This window comes from Bacillus cereus group sp. MYBK30-2 (assembly GCF_051915945.1).
Taxonomy (GTDB): Bacteria; Bacillota; Bacilli; order Bacillales; family Bacillaceae_G; genus Bacillus_A; species Bacillus_A paramycoides.
The window spans coordinates 1,053,058-1,073,717 of record NZ_JBQAFR010000001.1 but is presented as its reverse complement, the minus strand read 5'-3'; the positions used below and the strand labels follow the sequence as shown (position 1 = coordinate 1,073,717).

Below are 20,660 nucleotides of genomic sequence, written 5' to 3'. Positions count from 1 at the left end.
AAATACCATATAAAACGGATGCTAATTTTGTATAATGTAAGTAAAGAGTGCATTAATTTTGGAGGTGATTATATAAATAAAAAGTCACCAGAAGAAAAAAGAGAGCGCATAAGACAAAGTGAATTGAAAAATAATCCTACAGGTTCTTTAAAGGATGGACTAGATAGAGCTGAAACAGGTAATCCAGTTGACATGGTAGGTGGTATGAGTTGGAGAAGTACAGGGCTAATCATTTTAGTGCTACTTTTAGGATACATTATATACACTTACTTTTTCAGCTAAGGAAAGCTTGTTAAAATTTTGATTTGTTTGATCTAATAATTAGTGAGAATGAAAAAAGGATTATAATACCACTGTAGTACATATCTTTTTAAGCAGATTATAGTTGTTCATAAATTTACCTTTTATACTTTGAATAGAGCTAGCATTATGCTAGCTCTATTATTTTTTGCCACATTCCTGTAACAAAACCCCTGTATATTCAGTGGTGGAGGTGCAGAAGATGAAAAAAATGATAGCAATATGTCTTCTTACAACAATGTCATTTTCGACTTTAGTCGGGTGTGATGTAAATGGTAATGATGCTTTACAAGAGTCTAAAATAAAGAAAGCGACGTATAAAGATTTTACTTATGATGTAAATCCAGAGACTTTCACGTTAAATGTAGAACATGATGGTGTAAAGGAACAGGCATCACAACCGTTACCGAAAATGAAGGTGTCGAATTTAAAAAAAGACAAGGATCGCACATCATGGGAATATCCAGATCAAAAAGTAAAAGTAAACTTAGAAAAGAAAAAAGACCACTTAAATATTGAAGTGGAATCGACTGGTGCAGAAAGTTTTACATGGCCGAAAGTACAAGCTGAAAATTATACACTTCCGTTATGGGAAGGTAAGCAAATTCCAAGTAATGATGAGAATTGGAAGAAGTTTTTGAAGGATGATGCATATTCATTTGCTGAATCATTTTCCATGAAGTTTTTCGCATTAAATGGTTCGAAATATTCGATTGTATATATTGCAAACAATATGTTTAATAATGAATTGAAATTTCATTCAGATCCGAAAATAGGATTTGATTTTACACATGAATTCCCGAGTATAAATAAAAATAAAACATATGGATTTCAGTTATATGTGACAAATAATGATGCAGTAAGTATCGCCAAACTATATAAGAACAATATCGTTGAAAAAGGTGAATTTAAAACATTACAAGAAAAGGCTAGAAAAAATAAAGAGATAGAAAAACTTTACGGTGCAGGTCATTTTTATTTTTGGAATCAAAATGGTTTATCAGAAAGTAACGTAAATTGGCCAAAGCTAAGGGAGCAAATAAATAGCCCACTGTTTAGCCATATAAAAGAACTCATTCAAAAGAATAGTTCAGAACCTGGAGAACTGAATGTATTTGAGCAAGTAAGTAAACAAGATTTCATCGATAAGTATCAAAAAAATGTTATTTTGCGTTATGTAAACGAAGTATTATCAATGAAGGAATTTTATAAAGAGGATATTTTCCCGAAAGTTGATCAGGAAGCTAGTGCACTATTAAAGAAAGGCGTAGATCACTTAGCGAAGACGGAGTTGTATAGCTTAAATAAGTATTTATTAAAGTCAGGACTCGGTGATGCGGTTGAAGAGGTGAGTAAATGGGGTTCTGCAGATGGAACAGATATTATAAAGGAAATGAAAGAAGCAGGGATAGGCAAAGCGTGGATTGGTCTGCCGAACTGGGAACAAGGATTTATGCAGCCTAATTTCGTTACAGAAGCTAAGAAAATGGGATATTTAGTTGGTCCGTATGATTCTTACCATTCCATTCACGAAAAAGGTGATAAAAATTGGAACACAGCTTCCTTTAATGATCCATCGTTATATGAAGAAGCAACTGTAACGAAGAAAAATGGAGAGAAGGTACAAGGGTTTTTAGGGAGAGGTCGAAAATTAAATCCGACATTATCACTTCCTAGTGTAAAAGAACGAATGAACGATATATTACAAAATGGACCTAAGTATAATTCATGGTTTATTGATTGTGATGCAACGGGTGAAATTTATGATGACTATTCAACGAAACATATAACGACACAAGAACAAGATTTAAAAGCAAGATTAAAACGAATGGATTATATTGCGCAAGAAAAAGGTATGGTAGTTGGCTCTGAGGGCGGAAATGATTTTGCAAGTAGTACGATTGCATTTGCTCATGGAATTGAAACGCCAGTTATTAAATGGGACGATGAAGATATGAGGAAAAACAAAACAAGCCCGTATTATGTAGGTGGATATTGGTCACCAAATCAAAATGTTCCTGAAAAATATGTAAAACAAGTACCGTTGAAAGAAGAATATAAACAAGTATATTTAAATCCAGTATATTCGGTACCATTATATAAATTAGTATACAATAATTCCGTTATTACAACGCACCACTGGGAATGGGGAAGTTTGAAGGTGAAAGATGAAGTTGGAAATCGTATGTTATATGAGTTATTGTATAATGTTCCTCCGTTGTACCATTTAGATGAAGTAGAGTGGAATAAGCATAAAAAAGAAATTACACAGCATCTGAAAGTTTGGAATGAAGTTCATGAAAAGGCAGTAAAAGAAGAAATGACGAACTTTGCATATCTGTCAGAAGATAAGCTAGTACAATCTGCTTCATATGGAAAAGATATTAAAATCATTGTGAATTTCTCGAATGACGATGTGGAAATAGAAAAAACAAAAATTAAAGCAAATTCAGCTTTAATTTATAATAACGGGAAGCAAATAATGTATACACCAAATGAGAGTCAATAAAGTGAAGCTTTAATGAGTGGGGGCATTCCCTACTCATTATTAGGTGAACCAATCGGGATTTTAAAGGAAACTTGCTTCTGCATACTTAATGAATTTTGGGGTTTAAGTCTTATATTCACAAATAACAAAATGATAAATCTGTAAATTAGAATGTTTCAAAGTGTTAAATTTTTGAAGTTGGTAAATGGTGACTTGCCAAAAATAAGCACGAGAGTATAATGTGAAATGGAATACATATTGGATTCATGATGTAACCTTACAAAAATGTAAGGTGATTGAAAGGAAATTCAATATGAAGATTACTAGACATACATTATACTAGGAAAAGAGAAAGAGAGGAGAATGAACATGAGCTCTGAATTAGAACAAAACACGAGAAGCAGTAAAAAACGTTCTAAAAGAAAGTCTATAAAATGGTTCATTTTAATTCCATTTTTCCTACTTATTTTTGGAGGAGTAGGATATGGATCGTTTATATATAACAAAGCAAAAGCTGTTGTAAGTGATGCATATGCAAAAATTGATAAGTCATCAAAACGGGATAAAGAAGTTGAACCTTTAAAGGATAATATTTCAATTTTAATTATGGGTGTAGACGGAAGTGAAATGAGAAAAAGCCAATATGGCGAAGCGGTTCGGACAGATGCACTTTTATTAGCGACAATTAATAAAAATGATAAGTCAGTTAAATTAGTAAGTATTCCGCGTGATTCACGCGTTTACATTCCATCTAGAAAGAAATTAGATAAAATTACACACGCACACGTATTTGGTGGTGTTGAAAGTACACGAGATACAGTTGAACGATTTTTAAATGTTCCAGTTGATTATTATGTGAAGTTTAACTTCGAGTCATTTGTACAAATTGTAGATTCACTTGGTGGTATTGATATTGATGTACCGGTTACTTTCACAGAACAAGATAGTAAAGACCAAGCAGGTATGATTCATTTAGAAAAAGGTTTCCAACATTTAAATGGAGAGCAAGCACTTGCACTTGCAAGAACGCGTAAAATTGACAGTGATACAATGCGTGGTCAAAGGCAACAACTTGTAATTGAAGCAATTGCGAAAAAAGCAATGTCTGTTCAATCAATTAGCAAAATGGGCTCTTTACTGGATGCAGTTGATAAAAATATGAAAACAAATTTAACATTTGATGATATGCTTGCTATTACGAAAAATATGGCAGGATCGGATCTGCAAATGGAAAAGATGCAAATAGAAGGAACGGATAAACGTATTGGTGGTATTTATTATTACATTCCAAACGAAAAAAATGTAAAAGATATTTCAAATAAATTAAATGAACATTTAGGTGTAACACCAAAATCAGTTCGAAATGAATAGTAAAAAAAGATTGGCCTCCGCCAATCTTTTTTTTGGAAATGGATTTGTAACTTTTCTGTAACGATTTTTTATTTTAGAAAAATTATACTCATATGTATGAGAATATTGGAGAAGCAAAAGTATAGAGAAATACTTAAAATCTGTAGTAAGGAAAGATATCATATGCAGAAATGGATAGGCATTATGGGAATCATCTTTATATTGACTGGATGTAAAATGTCTGAAGCTCCGACAAATTTAATGGTGGCTCCTGCAAATGAGAAATGGATAAATGAATTGAAAGAGCAAATAGATAAAGATTTGCCTGTTAATTATCGATTGCTTACTCCGATGTCTAATAAAGATAAACAAATGATTTGGTCAATGGATTTTAAACAAGATAATAAAAAAGAAGCCATCGTATTTTATAAATTGCCGAATGAAGATCATAGCGTATATTTAGCTGTATATGAGGAAATCGGAAATGGATGGAAAATAAAGTCCACGCATAAATTTGATGGAGGAGAAGTAGATATCGTTGAAGTGGGTGATTTTACAGGGAATGGGAAGAGAGAATTATTAATTGGAATCTCTGTAAGTCGCCAATCTTTAGATCATGTTATGTATGTTTTCTCGGAAGAAAATGAAGATATGAAGGAGATTTATAATCGGCATTATACGAAGCTATTTATAGAAGATCTAAACAGAAATGGTCTTAATGATATAAGCCTTGTTACTTATGAAAAAGATGAGAAGTTGACAGTTGAGTTCATTGAGCAGTTTAAGACTATATCTGAAGTTTCATTTGACCCATTTATAAATAGTATTCAAAGAATACAGATTGGATGTATTTCCAAAATGTCAAAGGCGGTTGTAATTGATGCGGGAGTTGGGGCTCATTCAGGTGTAACATATGTAGCGAAATTTGATAAGGATCATTATGAGGAATTACCTATAGACGGGAAAGAAGATTTATTCAATGATTATGTTGTGGAAAGTAAAGACGTAAATGAAGACGGCATTATTGAATTTGTTCGTACTGTACGTCCAAAAGGTTGGGAAGATAAATCACATGGCGATAGTCCGCTCTTTGAACGTTACATACAGTGGAGTGAAGATGGAACTAAACCTATAGAAGAACGATATATCAATATAGAAAAAGGATATTTTGTGAAAATTCCTGAAGAGTTAATGGGGAAAATTACTATCCCAGATCAGCAAAAGGAATCAAATGTTCAACAGTTTTTGGATGCAAGTACAAATGAAGTATGGCTTGAAGTCCATATTTTTAAGCGGAGAGACTGGTTCAAAATAAAAGGATACGAGGCAGCAGTTAAAACAGCTTCTCACGTATATGCAGTACCGAAGCAATCAAAGTTTGAAAAAGTGAAAGCATATATAAAACCGCTAGCGGATTATCAACAAGAGTAGGAGGTGGGAATTATGCCAACAATTTTAGTATTGGAAGACGAAATACCAATTCGTAGCTTTATTGTATTAAATATGAAACGTGCTGGATTTCATGTATTAGAGGCTAATACAGGGGAAGAAGCATTAGAGATTTTACGTCAACATACTGTTCAAGTTGCACTACTTGATGTAATGTTACCAGGGATTGACGGTTTTCAAGTATGTAAAGCTATTCGGGAAAATAATAAAAAAATGGGTATTATTATGTTAACCGCACGTGTACAAGATGAGGATAAGGTACAAGGGTTAGGAATTGGGGCGGATGATTATATTGCAAAGCCGTTTAGTCCAGTAGAGTTAACGGCACGTGTACAATCCTTATTAAGAAGAATAGAAGTGCATGCAGAAAAAACAAATATACTTACATCTGGTCCGTTTTCATTAAATCTTACAGAAGAAAGTTTATATAAAGATGGGCAATTAGTGGATTTAACCCCTACAGAATATATGATACTACAATATTTAATGGACCATGCTTCTAAGCCGGTATCACGGGATGAAATATTAAATATGATTTGGGGAGTTAATTACGTAGGTGAGACGAAAGTCGTAGATGTAAATATGAGGCGGTTACGTCAAAAGATAGAATGCAATCCATCTGAACCGCAGTTTATCCTGACAGTGTGGGGTAAAGGATATGTGTGGAAGGAAACTATAAAATGAGACGGAAAGTGACTTTGTATTTTATGACGGTCATAACACTTATGCTTGTATTGTTTGAAATAGCATTTTCAGTCTCTATTTATCAATATTATTATAATGGTATTGTACAGTATATAGAATCTCATGCGAAGACGAGTACACGTTTTTTCTCTGAGTATAATTCATTATATTTTATTCGTTTGAACGAATATAGTGGTGACATCATTGGAAGTTTTCAATTGGAAGGAACAGAATTACAATTGATCGATCGGCACGGTACGATTATACAGTCGTCAAGCGGACAAAAGGTAGAAGGTAAAGTAAATATTCCTTATTCTTTACTAGAGGGGGAAATGTATCACCGAGTTACTACTACGAAAGATAATGAAAAACAATTAGAAGTATTAAGTCCACTCGTACACCAAGGGCAAACTATCGGTGTTTTAAAATATACGACTGTTTTAACACATGTAAATGCAAAGATTATTGAAATCATGATGTTTACTATTTCTGTAGGTATTGTTATTTCAGGAATTGTCTTCTTAATTAGCAGACGCTTGGCAAATTCATTTGTTGAGCCAATTGAATCTATTATTCAAGCTTCTTCACAAATCGCAGAAGGAACACTGAAAGATAGAATTAAAGAAGACTATCCCGGTGAATTAGGTGAGTTAGCACATAGTTTAAACTATATGTCTGATAAAATAGAAAAAGCAGAACAGATGAAAAATGAATTTATTGCTTCTATTTCTCATGAAATACGGACGCCTTTAACGGGAATTAAAGGTTGGAGTGAGACGTTAAAAACTGTAGAGCATTTAACGGAAGAAGAAATAAAGCAAGGTATGGGAATTATTTCAGGTGAGACAGACCGATTGATTCATTTAGTAGAAGAATTGCTAGATTTTTCAAGATTACAATCAAATCATTTTAATTTATATAAACAAAAAGTGCAATTGTACGATATACTAGAGGAGACGATTTGGCAATTAACTCCTAACGCTGAAGAGAAGAAAATTCAATTCATCCATATTCTAGAACGAATTGAATTGATGGGGGATCGAAATAGGCTAAAGCAAATTTTCTTGAATATTATTCATAATGCTATTAAATATTCATATGAAAACAGTACAGTCCACATTGAAGTGACAAAACGTGAAGGACAAGCAGTGATTAAAGTGACAGATCAAGGTATTGGAATTGCTGAAGAGCATCTACCTTTTATAGAGCAGTCATTTTATCAAATTAATAATCATGTTGCAGGTGCAGGCATTGGTCTAGCTATAGTAAAAAAAATGGTAGACCTTCATGGAGGTACTCTTAGTATAATAAGTAAAGAAGGGATAGGAACAACAATTTTGATAAAGCTCCCACTATAATTCATATATTGTTTGTTTATATAGTGTAATAAAATAAATAGATGTATAATTACATTGGGTGATTTATATATAAGATTAATAGGGAGAGGAATTCGATAGAATGGAAAAGGCTTTTAACATTAAACGAGTAGTAGTCGTTTTAATAGCGATTGCAGCAGTAGCTATTGGGTATTTCATGTTTCAATCTATTACTTCACCAGCAAAAGCTGTTGCGAAACAAGAAAATGTAATACAGCTTGCAAGTGAACAACCGAAAGTTGAAATGAATAAAACGGCACCAAGTCGTTTTAATGGAACGGAAAGAAAAGTTGCTTACCTTACATTTGATGATGGGCCAGGAAAATATACGGCTGAATTATTGAATATGTTAAAACAGCATGATGCGAAGGCGACATTCTTTTTAATTGGCGCGAATGTGAAACAGTTTCCTGATTTAGTAAAACGTGAAAATGCAGAAGGACATTATGTTGGAATGCATAGTATGACACACAATTATGCGAAGTTATATAAAAATGGCGAGTATGTTAATGAAATGAAAGAAGATCAAGGCTTAATTGCAAATATTATTGGGAAATCCCCTAAATTAACACGTCCTCCGTACGGATCGACGCCTGGTTTAAATGAAGGTCTCCGAAATAAAGTAGTAGAGGACGGTTTGAAAGTATGGGACTGGACAATTGACTCTTTAGACTGGAAATATAATAAAGTACCAGTTGATGCAGCGGCAGCGCAAATCGCTCAAAATGTATTAGCTGGTGCAACAAAACCGCAAGAAGTCATTTTAATGCATGATATTCACCCGCAATCAGTTGCTGCTGTGCCAGCAATTTTAAAGGGTCTAAAAGAAAAGGGTTATGAATTTGAAGCATATCATGAAGAGAATCACTTCCCAGTGAATTTCTGGCACGATAACCGTTTATAATTGGAGGAATTGAAGTTGAAGTATGGAAAAGTAGCAGTAGTTGGAGCATTATCAGTAGGATTATTATCAGGTTGTTTCGGTGAAAAACCAGAAGAAAATTTATATACGGCTTTTGAAACAGCAGCGACGCAAGAAAAATCGTTAGCTGATGATACGAAAAAGTTAGAGCAATTAGAAAAGCAAGGGCAAGAACTATATTCTCAAATTTTACAAGAAGGTAAAGAACATAATGAAGCAGTCACGAAGAAGATAGAGGAAGCTACTGCAAATGTAAATGAGCGTGAGAAAGTATTGAAAAACGAGAAAGAACTGTTAGAGAAAGCTCAGAAGGAGACGAAATCAGTTCAAAGCAATATAGAGAAGCTTGAAGATAAGAAATTACAAAAACAAGCTAAAGCAGTAGAAGAGTCGTATAAAAACCGTTATGATGCATTCCAAAAAATGAATGAGGATTACACGAAGGCGCTAGCGAATGAAAAAGAGCTGTATGAAAAATTAAAAGTAAAAGAAACGAAGTTAAAAGAAATTGGTGAAAAAGTTAAAACTGTTAATGAGTTAAATGTGGAAGCTCAAAAGGCGAAAGAACAATTTAACAAACATACAAAAGAGTATAATGACAGTAAATTAGCATTTTACAAAGATGCACAGATTAAGATTAAAGAACAGAAATAAAGGAGTATCTTAATCTCGATAAAAAACTATAGAAAAAGCCGAAAAAACATTGTAATAAAAATGTTTTTTCGGCTTTTGTTGCTGGATGAATAGAAAAGACTAGAATTGATATCATAAAAGAGTTATAGTGTATTATTCGAAGGAAAACATTGTAAAGTAAGGAGAATGAAATATGTCATATGAATTTTTATTCAAATTAGGTTTAGCACTCTTTTTAGGATTATTCATCGGAATAGATAGACAGCTAAAGAATAAACCGCTTGGAGTGAAAACAAGTATGGTTATTTCTGTAGCGAGTTGTTTAATTACGATGGTTTCAATTGAATCAGTGAATGTATATTCTGTTCCAGGACATACGAATATGGATCCAATGCGATTAGCTGCCCAAATTGTAAGTGGTATCGGTTTTCTTGGAGCAGGGGTAATTTTACGAAGAAGTAATGACGTTATTTCAGGATTAACGACAGCTTCTATGGTATGGGCTGCTTCAGCACTAGGTATTGCGATTGGAGCAGGATTTTATGTACATGCTACTGTTGCCATGATTTTAATTATATTAGCAATTAATGTACTTCCTCAACTTGTGAAAATTGCAGGCCCGTATTCATTGAGACAAAAGGACTTGTCTATAAAAATTACCGTAAACAAACATCGAGAGTTAGACGGGATTTTTAAGCAAATTAAAAATTTAAATATGCAAGTGAAGCGAGTGAAAATTAAAGATATTGATAATGGAGCATCTCAGCAATTAGAAATGGTTATTTTAGCTCCGGAAGATTTATATACAACTGAGTTATATAGTTCTCTAAAAGAAATCGATCATGTTGTATCTGTTGAAGTGGAAAGTAGATAAAAAAGATTGAAAAGGGTGATGAAAATTCACTCTTTTTTTTAATGAAAAAAACATTTTGCTATAATTATTTACAAAGGGGGATGTAAATGATGGAGATACATATTAGAAGGGCAACGAAAGAGGATATTTCGGCAATAGCAAAGGTTCATGTAGATAGCTGGAAAACAACGTATAAAGGGATATTCTCTAATGAAATATTAGACAATATAACGTATGAACAACGAGAAAAGCTATGGGAAAGTATCTTTCAAAAAGAAGACGGGCATCAATATAGGTTTGTGGCAGAGACGTTAAATGGGGAAATTATCGGATTTATCGATGGTGGGACTGAAAGAACGGGGACATATAATTGTGATGGGGAATTATATGCAATATACATTTTACAAGAGTATCAAGGGATGAAGATAGGACAACGTTTATTTCAAGCTTTACTATCAGATTGTAAAAAAAATAATATGCAATCTCTTTTAGTTTGGGTTGTCTCTAATAATCCTTCTAAAAAATTTTATGAAAAATATAATCCTGAAAAAATTGATACAAAATTTTTAGCAAGACTGAATATAGAAGAAATAGCATATGTGTGGCGAGATATGGATTGTTTATATAAAACATTATCAATTTAGGTTTGAATAATTATATTATGTAAATTAAACTTACGGCTATTAAAAAATACGGATTTAATGTTGTAAAAAGACGAAAAGTTTAGTAATGAAGGTATTAACAAACAGAAAATTAGAAGTAGTAACTTCATAATGTGAAATGATGTAAGAGTCTCGTTGTGGAGACTCTTTTTTAAAAAAATAATTAACCAAAAATTACCAGGTATTTAATATCGGATTTGATACAATTTAATATATATAAGGAGGTGATCGGTAATGGCTAGAAATCGTAACGCTAATCAATTAGCATCAAATGGAGCACAAGCAGCTCTAGATCAAATGAAATATGAAATTGCACAAGAGTTTGGTGTACAACTTGGAGCTGATACTTCTTCACGTGCAAACGGTTCTGTAGGCGGTGAAATTACAAAACGCCTTGTAGCGATGGCAGAACAACAGCTTGGTGGTGGATATACTCGCTAAATGTAGAAGGTTATAGGAGAAAGGAAGGATTCTTCCTTTCTTTTTTTATTTTCAATTAATTGGTATGGATATATTGTGAACTGGATTCAAAGAATAGGAGTAAAGCTATATTTTTACCAATTTCTTTTGTTGTAAATGGAAAGTAGTAAAGATGTAATAGCCCTGGTGGAATGTAAAATTAAGTTCCAGCAGGGCTATTATATGGTAAGAAATATATGATGAAAGGTTCCGAAATCAACATGTTAAAAAAAGAAAACTGTTGTTTAATTGCGCTTGCATCAGTTCCACTTGTTATGACATTAGGTAATTCAATGCTTATTCCAATCCTGCCAACCATTGAAAAGAAATTACATATTTCATCTTTCCAAGTATCCATGATTATTACAATTTATTCTATCATTGCGATTTTACTTATACCAATTGCTGGTTATTTATCAGATAGATGGGGACGCAAGATGGTAATGGTTCCAAGTTTAGTAATTGCAGCTATTGGAGGAGCGATTACGGGATGGGTATCATGGAAAGTTGATAATCCCTATGTTTGGATTCTTATCGGAAGAGCAATTCAAGGGGTAGGAGCTGCTGGAGCTATGCCAGTTGTTATACCATGCGTTGGTGATTTGTACAAAGATGAAAAGCAGGTTAGTGCAGGTTTAGGAATCATCGAGACGTCAAATACATTTGGAAAAGTATTGAGTCCTATATTAGGATCTGCTCTTGCGGCTATTGTATGGTTCTTACCATTTTGGGCGATTCCAGTTTTATGTGTAATATCGATTGTTTTATTACTAGTACTAGTAAAGGCGAAGAAACAAGAAGAAGTCCCACCATTGAAAGAATTTATTCAGTCTATTATCTCTACGTTTCGAGAAAAGGGAAGATGGTTAGTTGCCATTTTTATACTAGGTGCAATTATTATGCTTATTTTATTCGGGATCCTTTTTTATCTGTCGACTATACTGGAGTCGAAGTACGATATTCATGGTATATGGAAAGGGTTCGTACTCGCTATTCCTTTGCTGGTGCTATCACTTAGCTCATATATGGCTGGTAAAAAAATTGGAGATAAACAAGATATTATGAAAAAGTGTATTTATATTGGATTTTTACTGGCTGCTGCATCTACCGTCTTACCTTTATTCCTAAAAGGAATCTATTTGCTACTTCTTTGTCTCGTTATTATGGGGATAGGAATTGGTATTGCGTTACCATGTTTAGATGCTCTTATTACTCAAGGAATTGAAAAAGAGCAGAGGGGGACAGTTACGTCATTTTATAGTTCAATGCGATTTATCGGTGTAGCAGCTGGACCACCCCTTTATTCTTTTTTTATGAAAGGGGCGGACCATGAAGTGTTTTATTTAACAAGTATCTTCGCTGCTATTGGTGCTGTCATAGCAATTATTTGGATTAAACCAGCAAAAGATAACATGGTGCAAAAACAAAAACCGGAACCAACTTCATAATTGGAAAGAGAATTGCATGATGTGTAATTAGCATGGGGTTCTCTTTATCCCGTTTGGTGGGGGATGAGCCCCCACCAATTATAGTTTCACTTTATTTAATTAGGAAAAATAACTTGTTTTAACATATAAAGTGCGACGCCCCAGATGATTAGCCCTGAAAATTTATTTAATACTATGATCGTTTTTCCTGTTGAGTCTAGTCTTTTTAGAAATTTTCCAGCCATAGCTAAGCTTATAAACCAAATCCAAGAAACTATAATTGTTGCAAAAGTGAAAGCCCATTTCTCACTTCCTATGTACTGTATAGAGTTTGTTCCGATTACACCAATTGTATCTAAAATTGCGTGTGGATTTAGTAATGAAACCGATGCGGCGAAAATAACTTGATTTTTTAAAGGCATGCTTTTTTCTTGGTGTACATCATTTGAAGGATTGCTTTTCCAAATAACCCAGCCCATATACATAAGAAAGAAAAATCCAATCATATACAAGGTAGTTGTTAACCAAGAAAAAGTAAGGAGTACAAGGGATACACCCTGTACAGCAATTAAAATTAATAATGTATCACATATAGATGCAGTCAAGACTACAGGAGCAGCGCGCCAAATATTTGGTTGACTTGCGCCTTGGTTAAAGACGAAAACATTTTGGACACCTAATGGGATGATAAGACCAAATGCAAGGATGATACCGTGAATAATTGCTTCACTCATTATATTACCTCCTACTTAGTGTAATTAATTATGATAGTGTATATTGTATAGAGGAAATGAGAAATTGTATCCATCCATATGGTTGGATAGTCGACCAACCAAAATGAATGTGGGGTGATAGGATGGAAAGATTAGAATGGAAACCTAATATGTCTTCGTCTATTCCACTATATAAACAAATAGAAACATACATAAAGGGAAGAATTGTTAATGGGGAATGGACAGTTGGAACGAAATTACCTTCACAAAGAGCTTTGGCACAAACATTTGAAGTGAATCGAAGTACAATTGTAATGGCGTTCGATGAATTAGTAGCAAAAGGCTATATTGAGGGGAACGGCCGGAAGGGAACAATTGTTGTAAATAATAGCGAGAATACTTCAACATATGCCCCGCCACCTAACTGGCAGTCTTATGTAGAAACAGGACTTCATTATCCGAATCTTCCTGCTATACAAGAGATTAATCAAGCTGAATTTTATCCCAATGTAATTCGATTAGGAACTGGCGAGCTTTCACCGAGTCTTTTACCTGAGGAAAAAATGAAGAGAATTATTAATAAGTTTATAAAGACAAATGTTCCACTTGGGTATGAAGAACCGAAAGGAAATCGCCATCTAAGAGAAAAAATTGCGGAATATTTAAAAGGGCATGATGTTTATGTATCCCCTGACTCTATTTTAATTGTTTCAGGGGCAATTCAAGCACTGCAGCTTATTTCCATGGGGCTACTTCCAAAAGGAGCATCAATTCTATTAGAAAAACCATCATATTTATATTCTATTAATGTTTTTCAATCAACAGGAATGCGCTTGATAGGAATGCCAATAGATGAGAATGGTATAAACACTTCATATATTACACAATATAAGAAGCAATTTAATGCATCGATTTTATATACAATTCCGTCTTTTCATAATCCGACGAACTTTAGTATGAATGCTAAGAAGAGGAAAGAAGTGATGGGTATATGTAATGAAATTGGATTACCTATTATTGAGGATGCAGTCTATCAAGATTTATGGTTCGATGCACCAGTTCCAAAGCCTTTAAAGGCATATGATAAAAACGGGATAGTATTACATATCGGGAGCATGTCCAAAGTTATAAGTCCTGGTTTAAGAATTGGCTGGATTGTTGGGGCTGAACCAGTTATTCAAAGATTAGCAGATATAAAAATGCAAACAGATTATGGTTCAAGTTCTATATCCCAGCAAATTGCAGCAGAGTGGTTTACAGATGGTTTGTATGATGAACATTTACAGTTAATCAGAAGTGAATTAAAAAAACGTAGAGATTTTATGATAAGTATGTTAGAAAAGTATTGCAGTGAAATTGCAACTTGGCATGAGTCAGCAGGGAGCTTTTATATTTGGTTACATATGAATCTACCTTTTTCGAATCGTAGTGTATTTGAAAAAACTTTGCAAGAAAAGGTGTTATTAAACCCAGGTACTTTGTATGATAGAAGTGCGAACCAATTTTTACGACTTTCGTATTCTTATGCAACTTTAGAAGAAATTGAAATTGGGATAAAAAAGGTAGCGCAATTAATAAAGTGAAACTTTAATCAGTATGATTTTTGATCATCCACACTGGTTATTAGCCCGCAAATAGCGGGATAAAAAGGTAAAAGGAGAAAAGGATGAAACAATATGTGATTTGTCAAATTATTGACGGAGATAAATATTTAGCAGCTTATGCAGAGACGAAGCAGGACGCGATTGAAAAAGCTGAATTGTTAGGATTAAGAACAGGAAATCGTTACGTAGTAATTACCGCGGAAGAAGCAAAAGGGTTAACTTATCCTTAAACGATGTGTGGAAGTATGCAGAAAGTAAATAAGCCTAATAACATACTAAATTATTAGGCTTATTTATATTTAGAGTATCGATCTCTCTTTAATGAAAAAAATAATATTATGAGTCGAGCTGACGGAAAAAACGATTTGTTTTTCGATCCTGATTTCCGTTTCTATATTTATCAACATATTGCCTGAAATTCCAAGATTGTAAAAAATTATTAGCGGCGTTATAACCAGAGTTATAGAGCCATTCTTTCTCTTCTTTAGTTAAATGAAAATTAGTACTTGTAATGGTTCCTGTTGGAATTGTAATAGTTCTTGCCTTTGATTCTTTATCTAAATGACGTAAATCATGAGCTTGCATCATCGTTTTAAATAAGCCTTTGAACATGGAGATAGGATCTTCATAGTGGGCGGGATCAGCTTGAATTTCATCTTTTACGAAATGAAATCCAAAGGTAGGCCAGCGAGGCGAGGAAGGTGAATCGAAAATCCAAATTGGATAATTACTTAAAATACCTCCGTCAACCATATAACAAGGCTGTTTCCATTTTGGTGTTCGCCATTTCACTGGTTCGAAGAGGAACGGAATGGTTCCACTCATTCGTACTGCTTTAGCGATAGAGAAGCGATAATTCGAAAATCCGTAGCTTGGTAAATCATCAGGGAAGACAACCATTTTACCATTGCTTATATCTGAAGCGATAATTTTGAGTTTATTCAAATCAGGTAAGTCTGTAAATAGATGAATTCCTTTTTTTTTAAGCAGGTCTTCGAGCCATTCTTCGAGAAATGCATTTGAATAAATACCTAGAGTAGACCATGCACTTAATCCTTTACCGATAAAGGGAATTCTATCAAGAAAAGTCTTCTTAGTAAATTTGTTATAATCAATGTCAGTTATAATCGTTTTTAATTCGGAACAGGAGTATCCTGCTGCTAGAAGTGCTGCGATAATAGCACCAGCTGATGTCCCTGCTAAACGTTCCCACTCATAACCTTTTTCGGCTAACGCACAAATTGCTCCTACATGTGCAATTCCGCGTACACCGCCTCCTTCGAAAACACCATCAATCTTCATAAACATACTCCCTTTCGGATAATAAAGTGAAACTTTAATCAGTGGGGGGTATTCCACGCTGATTATTAACCCTCACCAATCGAGCTTTTATGGGCAGCCCGACTCCCACCTAACTTCTTTTTTTACAGCCGAATTTTGAGGTGGGAGTCTTACTGCCCGCAAATAGCGGGATAAATTCTGAAATGGCAAAAAAGCACGTATTGTACGTGCTTTTTTACAATAGTTTTTAAGTTTACTAGCAGCCTACAAAGCCGCCCCAACAGCTAGCCCCGATGATGATTAGAAGGATAAATAAAACGATTAATAAAGCGAAACCTCCATAACCACATCCACCGCAACTACCGCCGTAACCGCCGCCGTAACCGCCACAACTACCGCCGTAACCGAAACCACCGTAACCCATGTGGAATTCCTCCTTATATTAAAAGTGAAAATGAACGAGGGAAAGTATACTGTAAGAAATTATGAGATATCATGTTTGTAGGAACAATGTATACTATGCTCTTTTAAACTTGTTCGCGTACGAGGGATGAGCCCGTTTTTTTGAGAGGTTGTTGAATTTACAATGAATGGAGTATAATCTTTGTGCTATGATACAAATAAGTATGTAAATGTAAGGAGAATTTATGAAGCAGAAAATTGAAGTATTAATTGATAAATATGAACTAGCGCATTTGAAACAGGAGCTTGTAAATACTATATTTCCTTGTATAAAAGTTGTGCCAAATCAGCAGGAAACAATTGCGATAGGTAGTTCGAAGATGGGCGGAGTTCCTGATTTGCCGGATGCATTTGAATATCCAACATACAAAGGGAATCCATTACGCTTTATCGCACAATTTAATTTAAGTGATTTACAAAACGTTGGCATGGATCATAATCTTCCTAAGACAGGGATGTTATATTTCTTTAGTATTGAAAATTATTTTGAAGAAGCTGTGAATCCAAGTGAAGCTGGGCGTGTACTTTATTATGATATTCCCGCAGTGCAATTAAGAAGAGCAGATGAAGATCAGGCGCAATTTACTCAGTGTACAATTTCATTTGAACTTACGTATAAATTACCGGAGCTTTTCATTGAAGATGAGGCGGATTCAGATCGTTTCTTGCAATTACTTGAAGAGCTAATCCCAGACAACTATGATAATCATCAAATGTTTGGAGAACCATTCTCCGTACAAGAAGAAGTATTGTACGAGATCGGACAATATATGGGAGTAGATCCGCAGCATATGACGCTTTTATTCCAAATTGATTCTGATTATAAAAATTGTAATATGGTTTGGGGAGAATTAGGAATGCTTTATTTCTGTATTGGAAATGAAGATTTGAAGAATCGACGTTTTGAAAATACATGTTGTGTGTTACAAACTTGCTAAAGAAGGGGTTGTTCTTTTTCTAAAAGAACAACTTTTTTCATAATGTTTATTAATAAATATGCATAATCTCATATGACCTTTTCTGAAAAGTATTGTATACTCTGAAAATATACGATGCTTTTTTTCATATATTTATAGAATGTAAGGAGTGACGAGATGAGAAAGACAAATAAGTATGTGACAGCTGTCGCACTTTGTTCAACAATTGTAATGGGTGGCTTACATGCGTCGTCTGTATCTTACGCAGCTACTACATCGACTGTAGTGACTACACAATCAGATGCTAAATTATTGGATAATTTTCGAAAAGAATTAAAAAAACACATTGATAATCGAGATGAAAATATTACAATTGCATATAAAACGAAAGATAGAAATGCTAGAGATGTTATGGATCAATTATATAAAGAGTATAGTAAAATTGTAGATGCTGATGAATATGTAAAATATAATGTAGCGTCTACTAAATATTCTATAAAAGGGATGCCAGGGAATTATACGTTCACATTACAAGTGAAGTATCGTGAATCAAAAGAGCAAACACAATATGTAAAGTCTCAGTCGAAAGCAATTGTGAATTCTATCATTAAACAAGGCATGGATGAACATGAAAAAGTGAAAGCTATTCATGATTATGTTGTGAAACATGTATCCTATGATACGTCTTATCAAGCATATACAGCATATGAAGCGTTAGCGAATCGTTCCGCAGTTTGCCAAGGATATACATTATTAACATATCAATTACTAAAAGAAGCGGGCATCCAATCTCATATTGTAACTGGAAAAGGAAATGGACAAGCTCACGCATGGAATTTAGTAAACATTGATAACAAGTGGTACCACCTTGATACTACGTTTGATGATCCTGTGCCGGATAAAGCTGGACGTGTAACATATTCATATTTTAATATGTCCGATGACCAATTAAGCAAAGACCATGAATGGGATCGAAGTAAATACCCAGCGGCAACTACAAGTTACTTCAACGAATTAACAAACAAAATAAAAGCCGGTAGTTCAAAAACTGCTGTATATGAACAGATGTTAAAAGAAACAAATTTAAAGTACTTGTCTGCACAATATGGAGCGGAAAATTACAATGAATTTAAGAAAAAATTACAGCAACAATTTGCTTCCAAGCCAGAAAAAGTAGAAGTGCGATATAAACAGTCAATGGATGGAACAATGCAAGATATAAAGAAAGTACTAGATGAAATAACTTGGCCAAAAGGTGCAAAGCGTGTATCTTATCAAGTTGCGCCATATAGTGCAATGACAGGTTATTCATTAGCGACAATTACATTTACGTATTAATTAATGAAGAAGAGCATCTGTAAAAGGTGCTCTTTTTATATTTATTGATTACTTTGAAACATTTAGAATTATGTGATAAAGTCAAAAAGGAGAGGATATGAAAGCTGAATGAACTTGTTCGAAAGTAATATATTTACATTGATATATACTTATCTAGTAATCTAATTTATTGTTTTGTTTTTCATATCATTTACTTTGTTTATCAGAAGGTTATTAAGAAACAGTTCTGCAAAAAAACAACATATTATCAATATGAATCAGAAGCTAGATCGAATTATTGAATTGCTAGGAACAAATAAGAAATAACGATAGAAGAAGTATGAAAAGGGGAAGAGGATGGACGATTATATTAAAGAATTACGTAAAAAAGTAGGGCATGATTATGTTTTCTTAAACTTTGCGGGTGGTTGTGTATTTAATAAAGAGGGAGAAGTATTACTGCAAAAAAGAGGAGACTTTAATGCTTGGGGCTTTCCAGGTGGCGCAATGGAGATAGGAGAGTCGGCTGCGGAAACTGCGATTCGAGAAATTAAAGAAGAAACAGGATATGATGTAGAAATAAACGAGCTTATTGGAGTGTACACGAAATATTTTCAAACATATCCGAATGGTGATCAAGCCCAGGCAATTGTGATATTCTTTAAGTTTTCAATCGTTGGAGGGAGCAAAAAAATAGACGGAAATGAAACGTTAGATTTGAAGTTTTTCCCGTTAGACGAAATGCCGCCATTATTTAATAAGCAACATGAAGATTGCTTACAGGATTTATTAGAGAAAAGAGTAGGTGTATATCGTTAACATATAAAAAAGAAGCTAAATGAGATTAGCTTCTTTTTTATGTTCTATTTCCACCAATCATCAAACATTGACGCTGGTACTTGTCTTTTATGCTCACTCACTGTGTAACGTTTTTCAATTTTCTCTGCAACGTCAGCTGGAACTGATTTACCTTCTAAATAATCATCTAATTGATCGTAAGTAATGCCTAATTCTGTTTCATCAGCTTGACCTGGTTTTTCATCTAATAAATCAGCTGTTGGCATTTTTAAGTAAAGTCGCTCATCTGCACCTAGCTCTTGTAATAAAGCACGTCCTTGGCGTTTCGTTAATCCCGTTAATGGTAATAAGTCTGCACCACCATCTCCGAATTTTGTAAAGAATCCTGTTACAGCTTCTGCAGCGTGATCCGTTCCGATAACAAGTAATCCTTGTTGACCGCCGATAGCATATTGTGTAACCATGCGAATACGTGCTTTTACATTACCTTTATTGAAATCTGTTAATGAATCTCCTAATAAGTTTTCATATTTATTTGAAAAGGCATCAACAGTTGAAGCGATATCAAAAGCAACAGATTGATCAGCTTGAATAAATTGTAATGCTAATTGTGCATCATCTTCATCTTTTTGTACTTTGTATGGAAGGCGTACGGAGATAAATGTTGCGTTACCACCTTCATTACGAACTTCTTCGACTGCAAGCTGTGCTAAACGTCCTGCTAATGTAGAGTCTTGTCCGCCGCTAATTCCAAGTACAAATCCTTTTGCACCTGTTTTTCTTAAATAATCTTTTAAGAAATCAATTCGTTTACGAATTTCTACTTTCGGATCAATTACAGGCTGAACGTGTAATGCTTTCATAATTTGTTCTTGTAATGTCATTATGTTTTCCTCCTATTCATATTAAAACGGTTAATAAGTTTATATGTATATTGGTACATACTTCTATCCTTTATTATTTCG

22 protein-coding genes are annotated in these 20,660 nt (G+C 34.0%); 18 read left to right on the top strand and 4 right to left on the bottom strand.

Features of this window, described 5'->3' with window-relative positions; genetic code table 11:
* The first annotated feature begins 18 nt into the window (after positions 1-18).
* The 12 genes from ACTFQM_RS05580 (at position 19) to ACTFQM_RS05525 (ending at position 12,624) form a co-directional block, all read left to right on the top strand.
* Entirely contained in the window at positions 19-282 is a 264-nt protein-coding gene (locus tag ACTFQM_RS05580) for a DUF6366 family protein (RefSeq protein ID WP_440033697.1), read from the top strand.
* A 220-nt stretch (positions 283-502) separates the two neighbouring features.
* Positions 503-2,809: a glycoside hydrolase gene (locus ACTFQM_RS05575; RefSeq protein WP_440033696.1), complete on the top strand. Its 2,307-nt coding sequence runs from the start codon at positions 503-505 to the stop codon at positions 2,807-2,809.
* 348 nt (positions 2,810-3,157) lie between these two features.
* Positions 3,158-4,159, top strand: a complete 1,002-nt coding sequence (locus tag ACTFQM_RS05570; protein ID WP_440033695.1) for an LCP family protein — start codon at positions 3,158-3,160, stop codon at positions 4,157-4,159.
* Positions 4,160-4,321: 162 nt separating this feature from the next.
* Entirely contained in the window at positions 4,322-5,569 is a 1,248-nt protein-coding gene (locus tag ACTFQM_RS05565; protein WP_440033694.1) for a hypothetical protein, read from the top strand.
* A gap of 12 nt (positions 5,570-5,581) precedes the next feature.
* A complete protein-coding gene (locus ACTFQM_RS05560) occupies positions 5,582-6,271 on the top strand; it encodes a response regulator transcription factor (protein WP_002171471.1) in 690 nt (229 codons plus the stop codon).
* On the top strand, positions 6,268-7,629 hold the full coding sequence (locus ACTFQM_RS05555; RefSeq protein WP_440033693.1) for a sensor histidine kinase: 1,362 nt from the start codon (positions 6,268-6,270) through the stop codon (positions 7,627-7,629). Before ACTFQM_RS05560 ends, ACTFQM_RS05555 begins: the two co-directional genes overlap by 4 nt.
* Positions 7,630-7,729: 100 nt before the next feature.
* Positions 7,730-8,551 carry a peptidoglycan-N-acetylglucosamine deacetylase gene (locus ACTFQM_RS05550; protein WP_002171473.1) on the top strand — a complete coding sequence of 274 codons (822 nt, stop codon included), beginning with the start codon at positions 7,730-7,732 and terminating at the stop codon, positions 8,549-8,551.
* A 15-nt stretch (positions 8,552-8,566) separates the two neighbouring features.
* Positions 8,567-9,223, top strand: a complete 657-nt coding sequence (locus tag ACTFQM_RS05545) for a YkyA family protein (protein WP_002148654.1) — start codon at positions 8,567-8,569, stop codon at positions 9,221-9,223.
* 172 nt (positions 9,224-9,395) lie between these two features.
* A complete protein-coding gene (locus ACTFQM_RS05540) occupies positions 9,396-10,076 on the top strand; it encodes an MgtC/SapB family protein (RefSeq protein WP_002171475.1) in 681 nt (226 codons plus the stop codon).
* Positions 10,077-10,162: 86 nt separating this feature from the next.
* Positions 10,163-10,699, top strand: coding sequence for an N-acetyltransferase family protein (locus ACTFQM_RS05535; protein ID WP_440033692.1), 537 nt, complete (start codon positions 10,163-10,165; stop codon positions 10,697-10,699).
* Positions 10,700-10,951: 252 nt separating this feature from the next.
* Positions 10,952-11,158 carry an alpha/beta-type small acid-soluble spore protein gene (locus ACTFQM_RS05530; protein WP_113734644.1) on the top strand — a complete coding sequence of 69 codons (207 nt, stop codon included), beginning with the start codon at positions 10,952-10,954 and terminating at the stop codon, positions 11,156-11,158.
* A gap of 215 nt (positions 11,159-11,373) precedes the next feature.
* The gene (locus ACTFQM_RS05525; RefSeq protein WP_440033691.1) at positions 11,374-12,624 is read left to right on the top strand and encodes an MFS transporter; all 1,251 of its coding nucleotides are present in this window, start codon (positions 11,374-11,376) and stop codon (positions 12,622-12,624) included.
* A gap of 95 nt (positions 12,625-12,719) precedes the next feature.
* Here the strand turns inward: ACTFQM_RS05525 and ACTFQM_RS05520 are convergent, their stop codons facing one another.
* Positions 12,720-13,337: a LysE/ArgO family amino acid transporter gene (locus ACTFQM_RS05520; RefSeq protein ID WP_440033690.1), complete on the bottom strand. Its 618-nt coding sequence runs from the start codon at positions 13,335-13,337 to the stop codon at positions 12,720-12,722.
* Positions 13,338-13,459: 122 nt separating this feature from the next.
* Between ACTFQM_RS05520 and ACTFQM_RS05515 the strand changes: the two genes are divergently transcribed.
* Both ACTFQM_RS05515 and ACTFQM_RS05510 read left to right on the top strand, forming a co-directional pair.
* Entirely contained in the window at positions 13,460-14,899 is a 1,440-nt protein-coding gene (locus ACTFQM_RS05515; protein WP_440033689.1) for a PLP-dependent aminotransferase family protein, read from the top strand.
* Positions 14,900-14,982: 83 nt separating this feature from the next.
* Positions 14,983-15,150 carry a DUF3933 family protein gene (locus ACTFQM_RS05510; RefSeq protein ID WP_002171481.1) on the top strand — a complete coding sequence of 56 codons (168 nt, stop codon included), beginning with the start codon at positions 14,983-14,985 and terminating at the stop codon, positions 15,148-15,150.
* A gap of 106 nt (positions 15,151-15,256) precedes the next feature.
* Here ACTFQM_RS05510 and ACTFQM_RS05505 read toward each other — a convergent pair whose 3' ends face one another.
* Positions 15,257-16,222 carry a patatin-like phospholipase family protein gene (locus ACTFQM_RS05505; protein WP_002171482.1) on the bottom strand — a complete coding sequence of 322 codons (966 nt, stop codon included), beginning with the start codon at positions 16,220-16,222 and terminating at the stop codon, positions 15,257-15,259.
* A 235-nt stretch (positions 16,223-16,457) separates the two neighbouring features.
* Positions 16,458-16,625, bottom strand: coding sequence for a YjcZ family sporulation protein (locus ACTFQM_RS05500; RefSeq protein ID WP_440033688.1), 168 nt, complete (start codon positions 16,623-16,625; stop codon positions 16,458-16,460).
* A 223-nt stretch (positions 16,626-16,848) separates the two neighbouring features.
* On the opposite strand from ACTFQM_RS05500, the gene ACTFQM_RS05495 reads away from it, so the two are divergent.
* The 4 genes from ACTFQM_RS05495 to ACTFQM_RS05480 all read left to right on the top strand — a co-directional run bounded on the left by ACTFQM_RS05495 (position 16,849) and on the right by ACTFQM_RS05480 (position 19,716).
* A complete protein-coding gene (locus ACTFQM_RS05495) occupies positions 16,849-17,601 on the top strand; it encodes a YwqG family protein (protein WP_440033687.1) in 753 nt (250 codons plus the stop codon).
* 156 nt (positions 17,602-17,757) lie between these two features.
* Positions 17,758-18,918, top strand: a complete 1,161-nt coding sequence (locus tag ACTFQM_RS05490; protein ID WP_440033686.1) for a transglutaminase domain-containing protein — start codon at positions 17,758-17,760, stop codon at positions 18,916-18,918.
* Between the two features lie 168 nt (positions 18,919-19,086).
* Positions 19,087-19,224: a DUF4083 family protein gene (locus tag ACTFQM_RS05485; protein ID WP_427309415.1), complete on the top strand. Its 138-nt coding sequence runs from the start codon at positions 19,087-19,089 to the stop codon at positions 19,222-19,224.
* 30 nt (positions 19,225-19,254) lie between these two features.
* Complete coding sequence (locus ACTFQM_RS05480) at positions 19,255-19,716, top strand: NUDIX hydrolase (protein WP_440033685.1); 462 nt, start codon at positions 19,255-19,257, stop codon at positions 19,714-19,716.
* 44 nt (positions 19,717-19,760) lie between these two features.
* On the opposite strand, the gene nadE is transcribed toward ACTFQM_RS05480, so the two are convergent.
* Positions 19,761-20,579, bottom strand: a complete 819-nt coding sequence (gene nadE, locus ACTFQM_RS05475) for an ammonia-dependent NAD(+) synthetase (protein ID WP_440033684.1) — start codon at positions 20,577-20,579, stop codon at positions 19,761-19,763.
* Positions 20,580-20,660 lie beyond the last annotated feature (81 nt).

What these genes read in the sequence shown, in the direction of transcription:
- ACTFQM_RS05580 (WP_440033697.1), top strand. Translation starts at nt 19, where the DNA reads ATGCTAATTTTGTATAATGTAAGTAAAGAGTGCATTAATTTTGGAGGT.
- ACTFQM_RS05575 (WP_440033696.1), top strand. Translation starts at nt 503, where the DNA reads ATGAAAAAAATGATAGCAATATGTCTTCTTACAACAATGTCATTTTCG.
- ACTFQM_RS05570 (WP_440033695.1), top strand. Translation starts at nt 3,158, where the DNA reads ATGAGCTCTGAATTAGAACAAAACACGAGAAGCAGTAAAAAACGTTCT.
- ACTFQM_RS05565 (WP_440033694.1), top strand. Translation starts at nt 4,322, where the DNA reads ATGCAGAAATGGATAGGCATTATGGGAATCATCTTTATATTGACTGGA.
- ACTFQM_RS05560 (WP_002171471.1), top strand. Translation starts at nt 5,582, where the DNA reads ATGCCAACAATTTTAGTATTGGAAGACGAAATACCAATTCGTAGCTTT.
- ACTFQM_RS05555 (WP_440033693.1), top strand. Translation starts at nt 6,268, where the DNA reads ATGAGACGGAAAGTGACTTTGTATTTTATGACGGTCATAACACTTATG.
- ACTFQM_RS05550 (WP_002171473.1), top strand. Translation starts at nt 7,730, where the DNA reads ATGGAAAAGGCTTTTAACATTAAACGAGTAGTAGTCGTTTTAATAGCG.
- ACTFQM_RS05540 (WP_002171475.1), top strand. Translation starts at nt 9,396, where the DNA reads ATGTCATATGAATTTTTATTCAAATTAGGTTTAGCACTCTTTTTAGGA.
- ACTFQM_RS05535 (WP_440033692.1), top strand. Translation starts at nt 10,163, where the DNA reads ATGATGGAGATACATATTAGAAGGGCAACGAAAGAGGATATTTCGGCA.
- ACTFQM_RS05530 (WP_113734644.1), top strand. Translation starts at nt 10,952, where the DNA reads ATGGCTAGAAATCGTAACGCTAATCAATTAGCATCAAATGGAGCACAA.
- ACTFQM_RS05525 (WP_440033691.1), top strand. Translation starts at nt 11,374, where the DNA reads ATGATGAAAGGTTCCGAAATCAACATGTTAAAAAAAGAAAACTGTTGT.
- ACTFQM_RS05520 (WP_440033690.1), bottom strand. Translation starts at nt 13,337, where the DNA reads ATGAGTGAAGCAATTATTCACGGTATCATCCTTGCATTTGGTCTTATC.
- ACTFQM_RS05515 (WP_440033689.1), top strand. Translation starts at nt 13,460, where the DNA reads ATGGAAAGATTAGAATGGAAACCTAATATGTCTTCGTCTATTCCACTA.
- ACTFQM_RS05510 (WP_002171481.1), top strand. Translation starts at nt 14,983, where the DNA reads ATGAAACAATATGTGATTTGTCAAATTATTGACGGAGATAAATATTTA.
- ACTFQM_RS05505 (WP_002171482.1), bottom strand. Translation starts at nt 16,222, where the DNA reads ATGAAGATTGATGGTGTTTTCGAAGGAGGCGGTGTACGCGGAATTGCA.
- ACTFQM_RS05500 (WP_440033688.1), bottom strand. Translation starts at nt 16,625, where the DNA reads ATGGGTTACGGTGGTTTCGGTTACGGCGGTAGTTGTGGCGGTTACGGC.
- ACTFQM_RS05495 (WP_440033687.1), top strand. Translation starts at nt 16,849, where the DNA reads ATGAAGCAGAAAATTGAAGTATTAATTGATAAATATGAACTAGCGCAT.
- ACTFQM_RS05490 (WP_440033686.1), top strand. Translation starts at nt 17,758, where the DNA reads ATGAGAAAGACAAATAAGTATGTGACAGCTGTCGCACTTTGTTCAACA.
- ACTFQM_RS05480 (WP_440033685.1), top strand. Translation starts at nt 19,255, where the DNA reads ATGGACGATTATATTAAAGAATTACGTAAAAAAGTAGGGCATGATTAT.
- nadE (WP_440033684.1), bottom strand. Translation starts at nt 20,579, where the DNA reads ATGACATTACAAGAACAAATTATGAAAGCATTACACGTTCAGCCTGTA.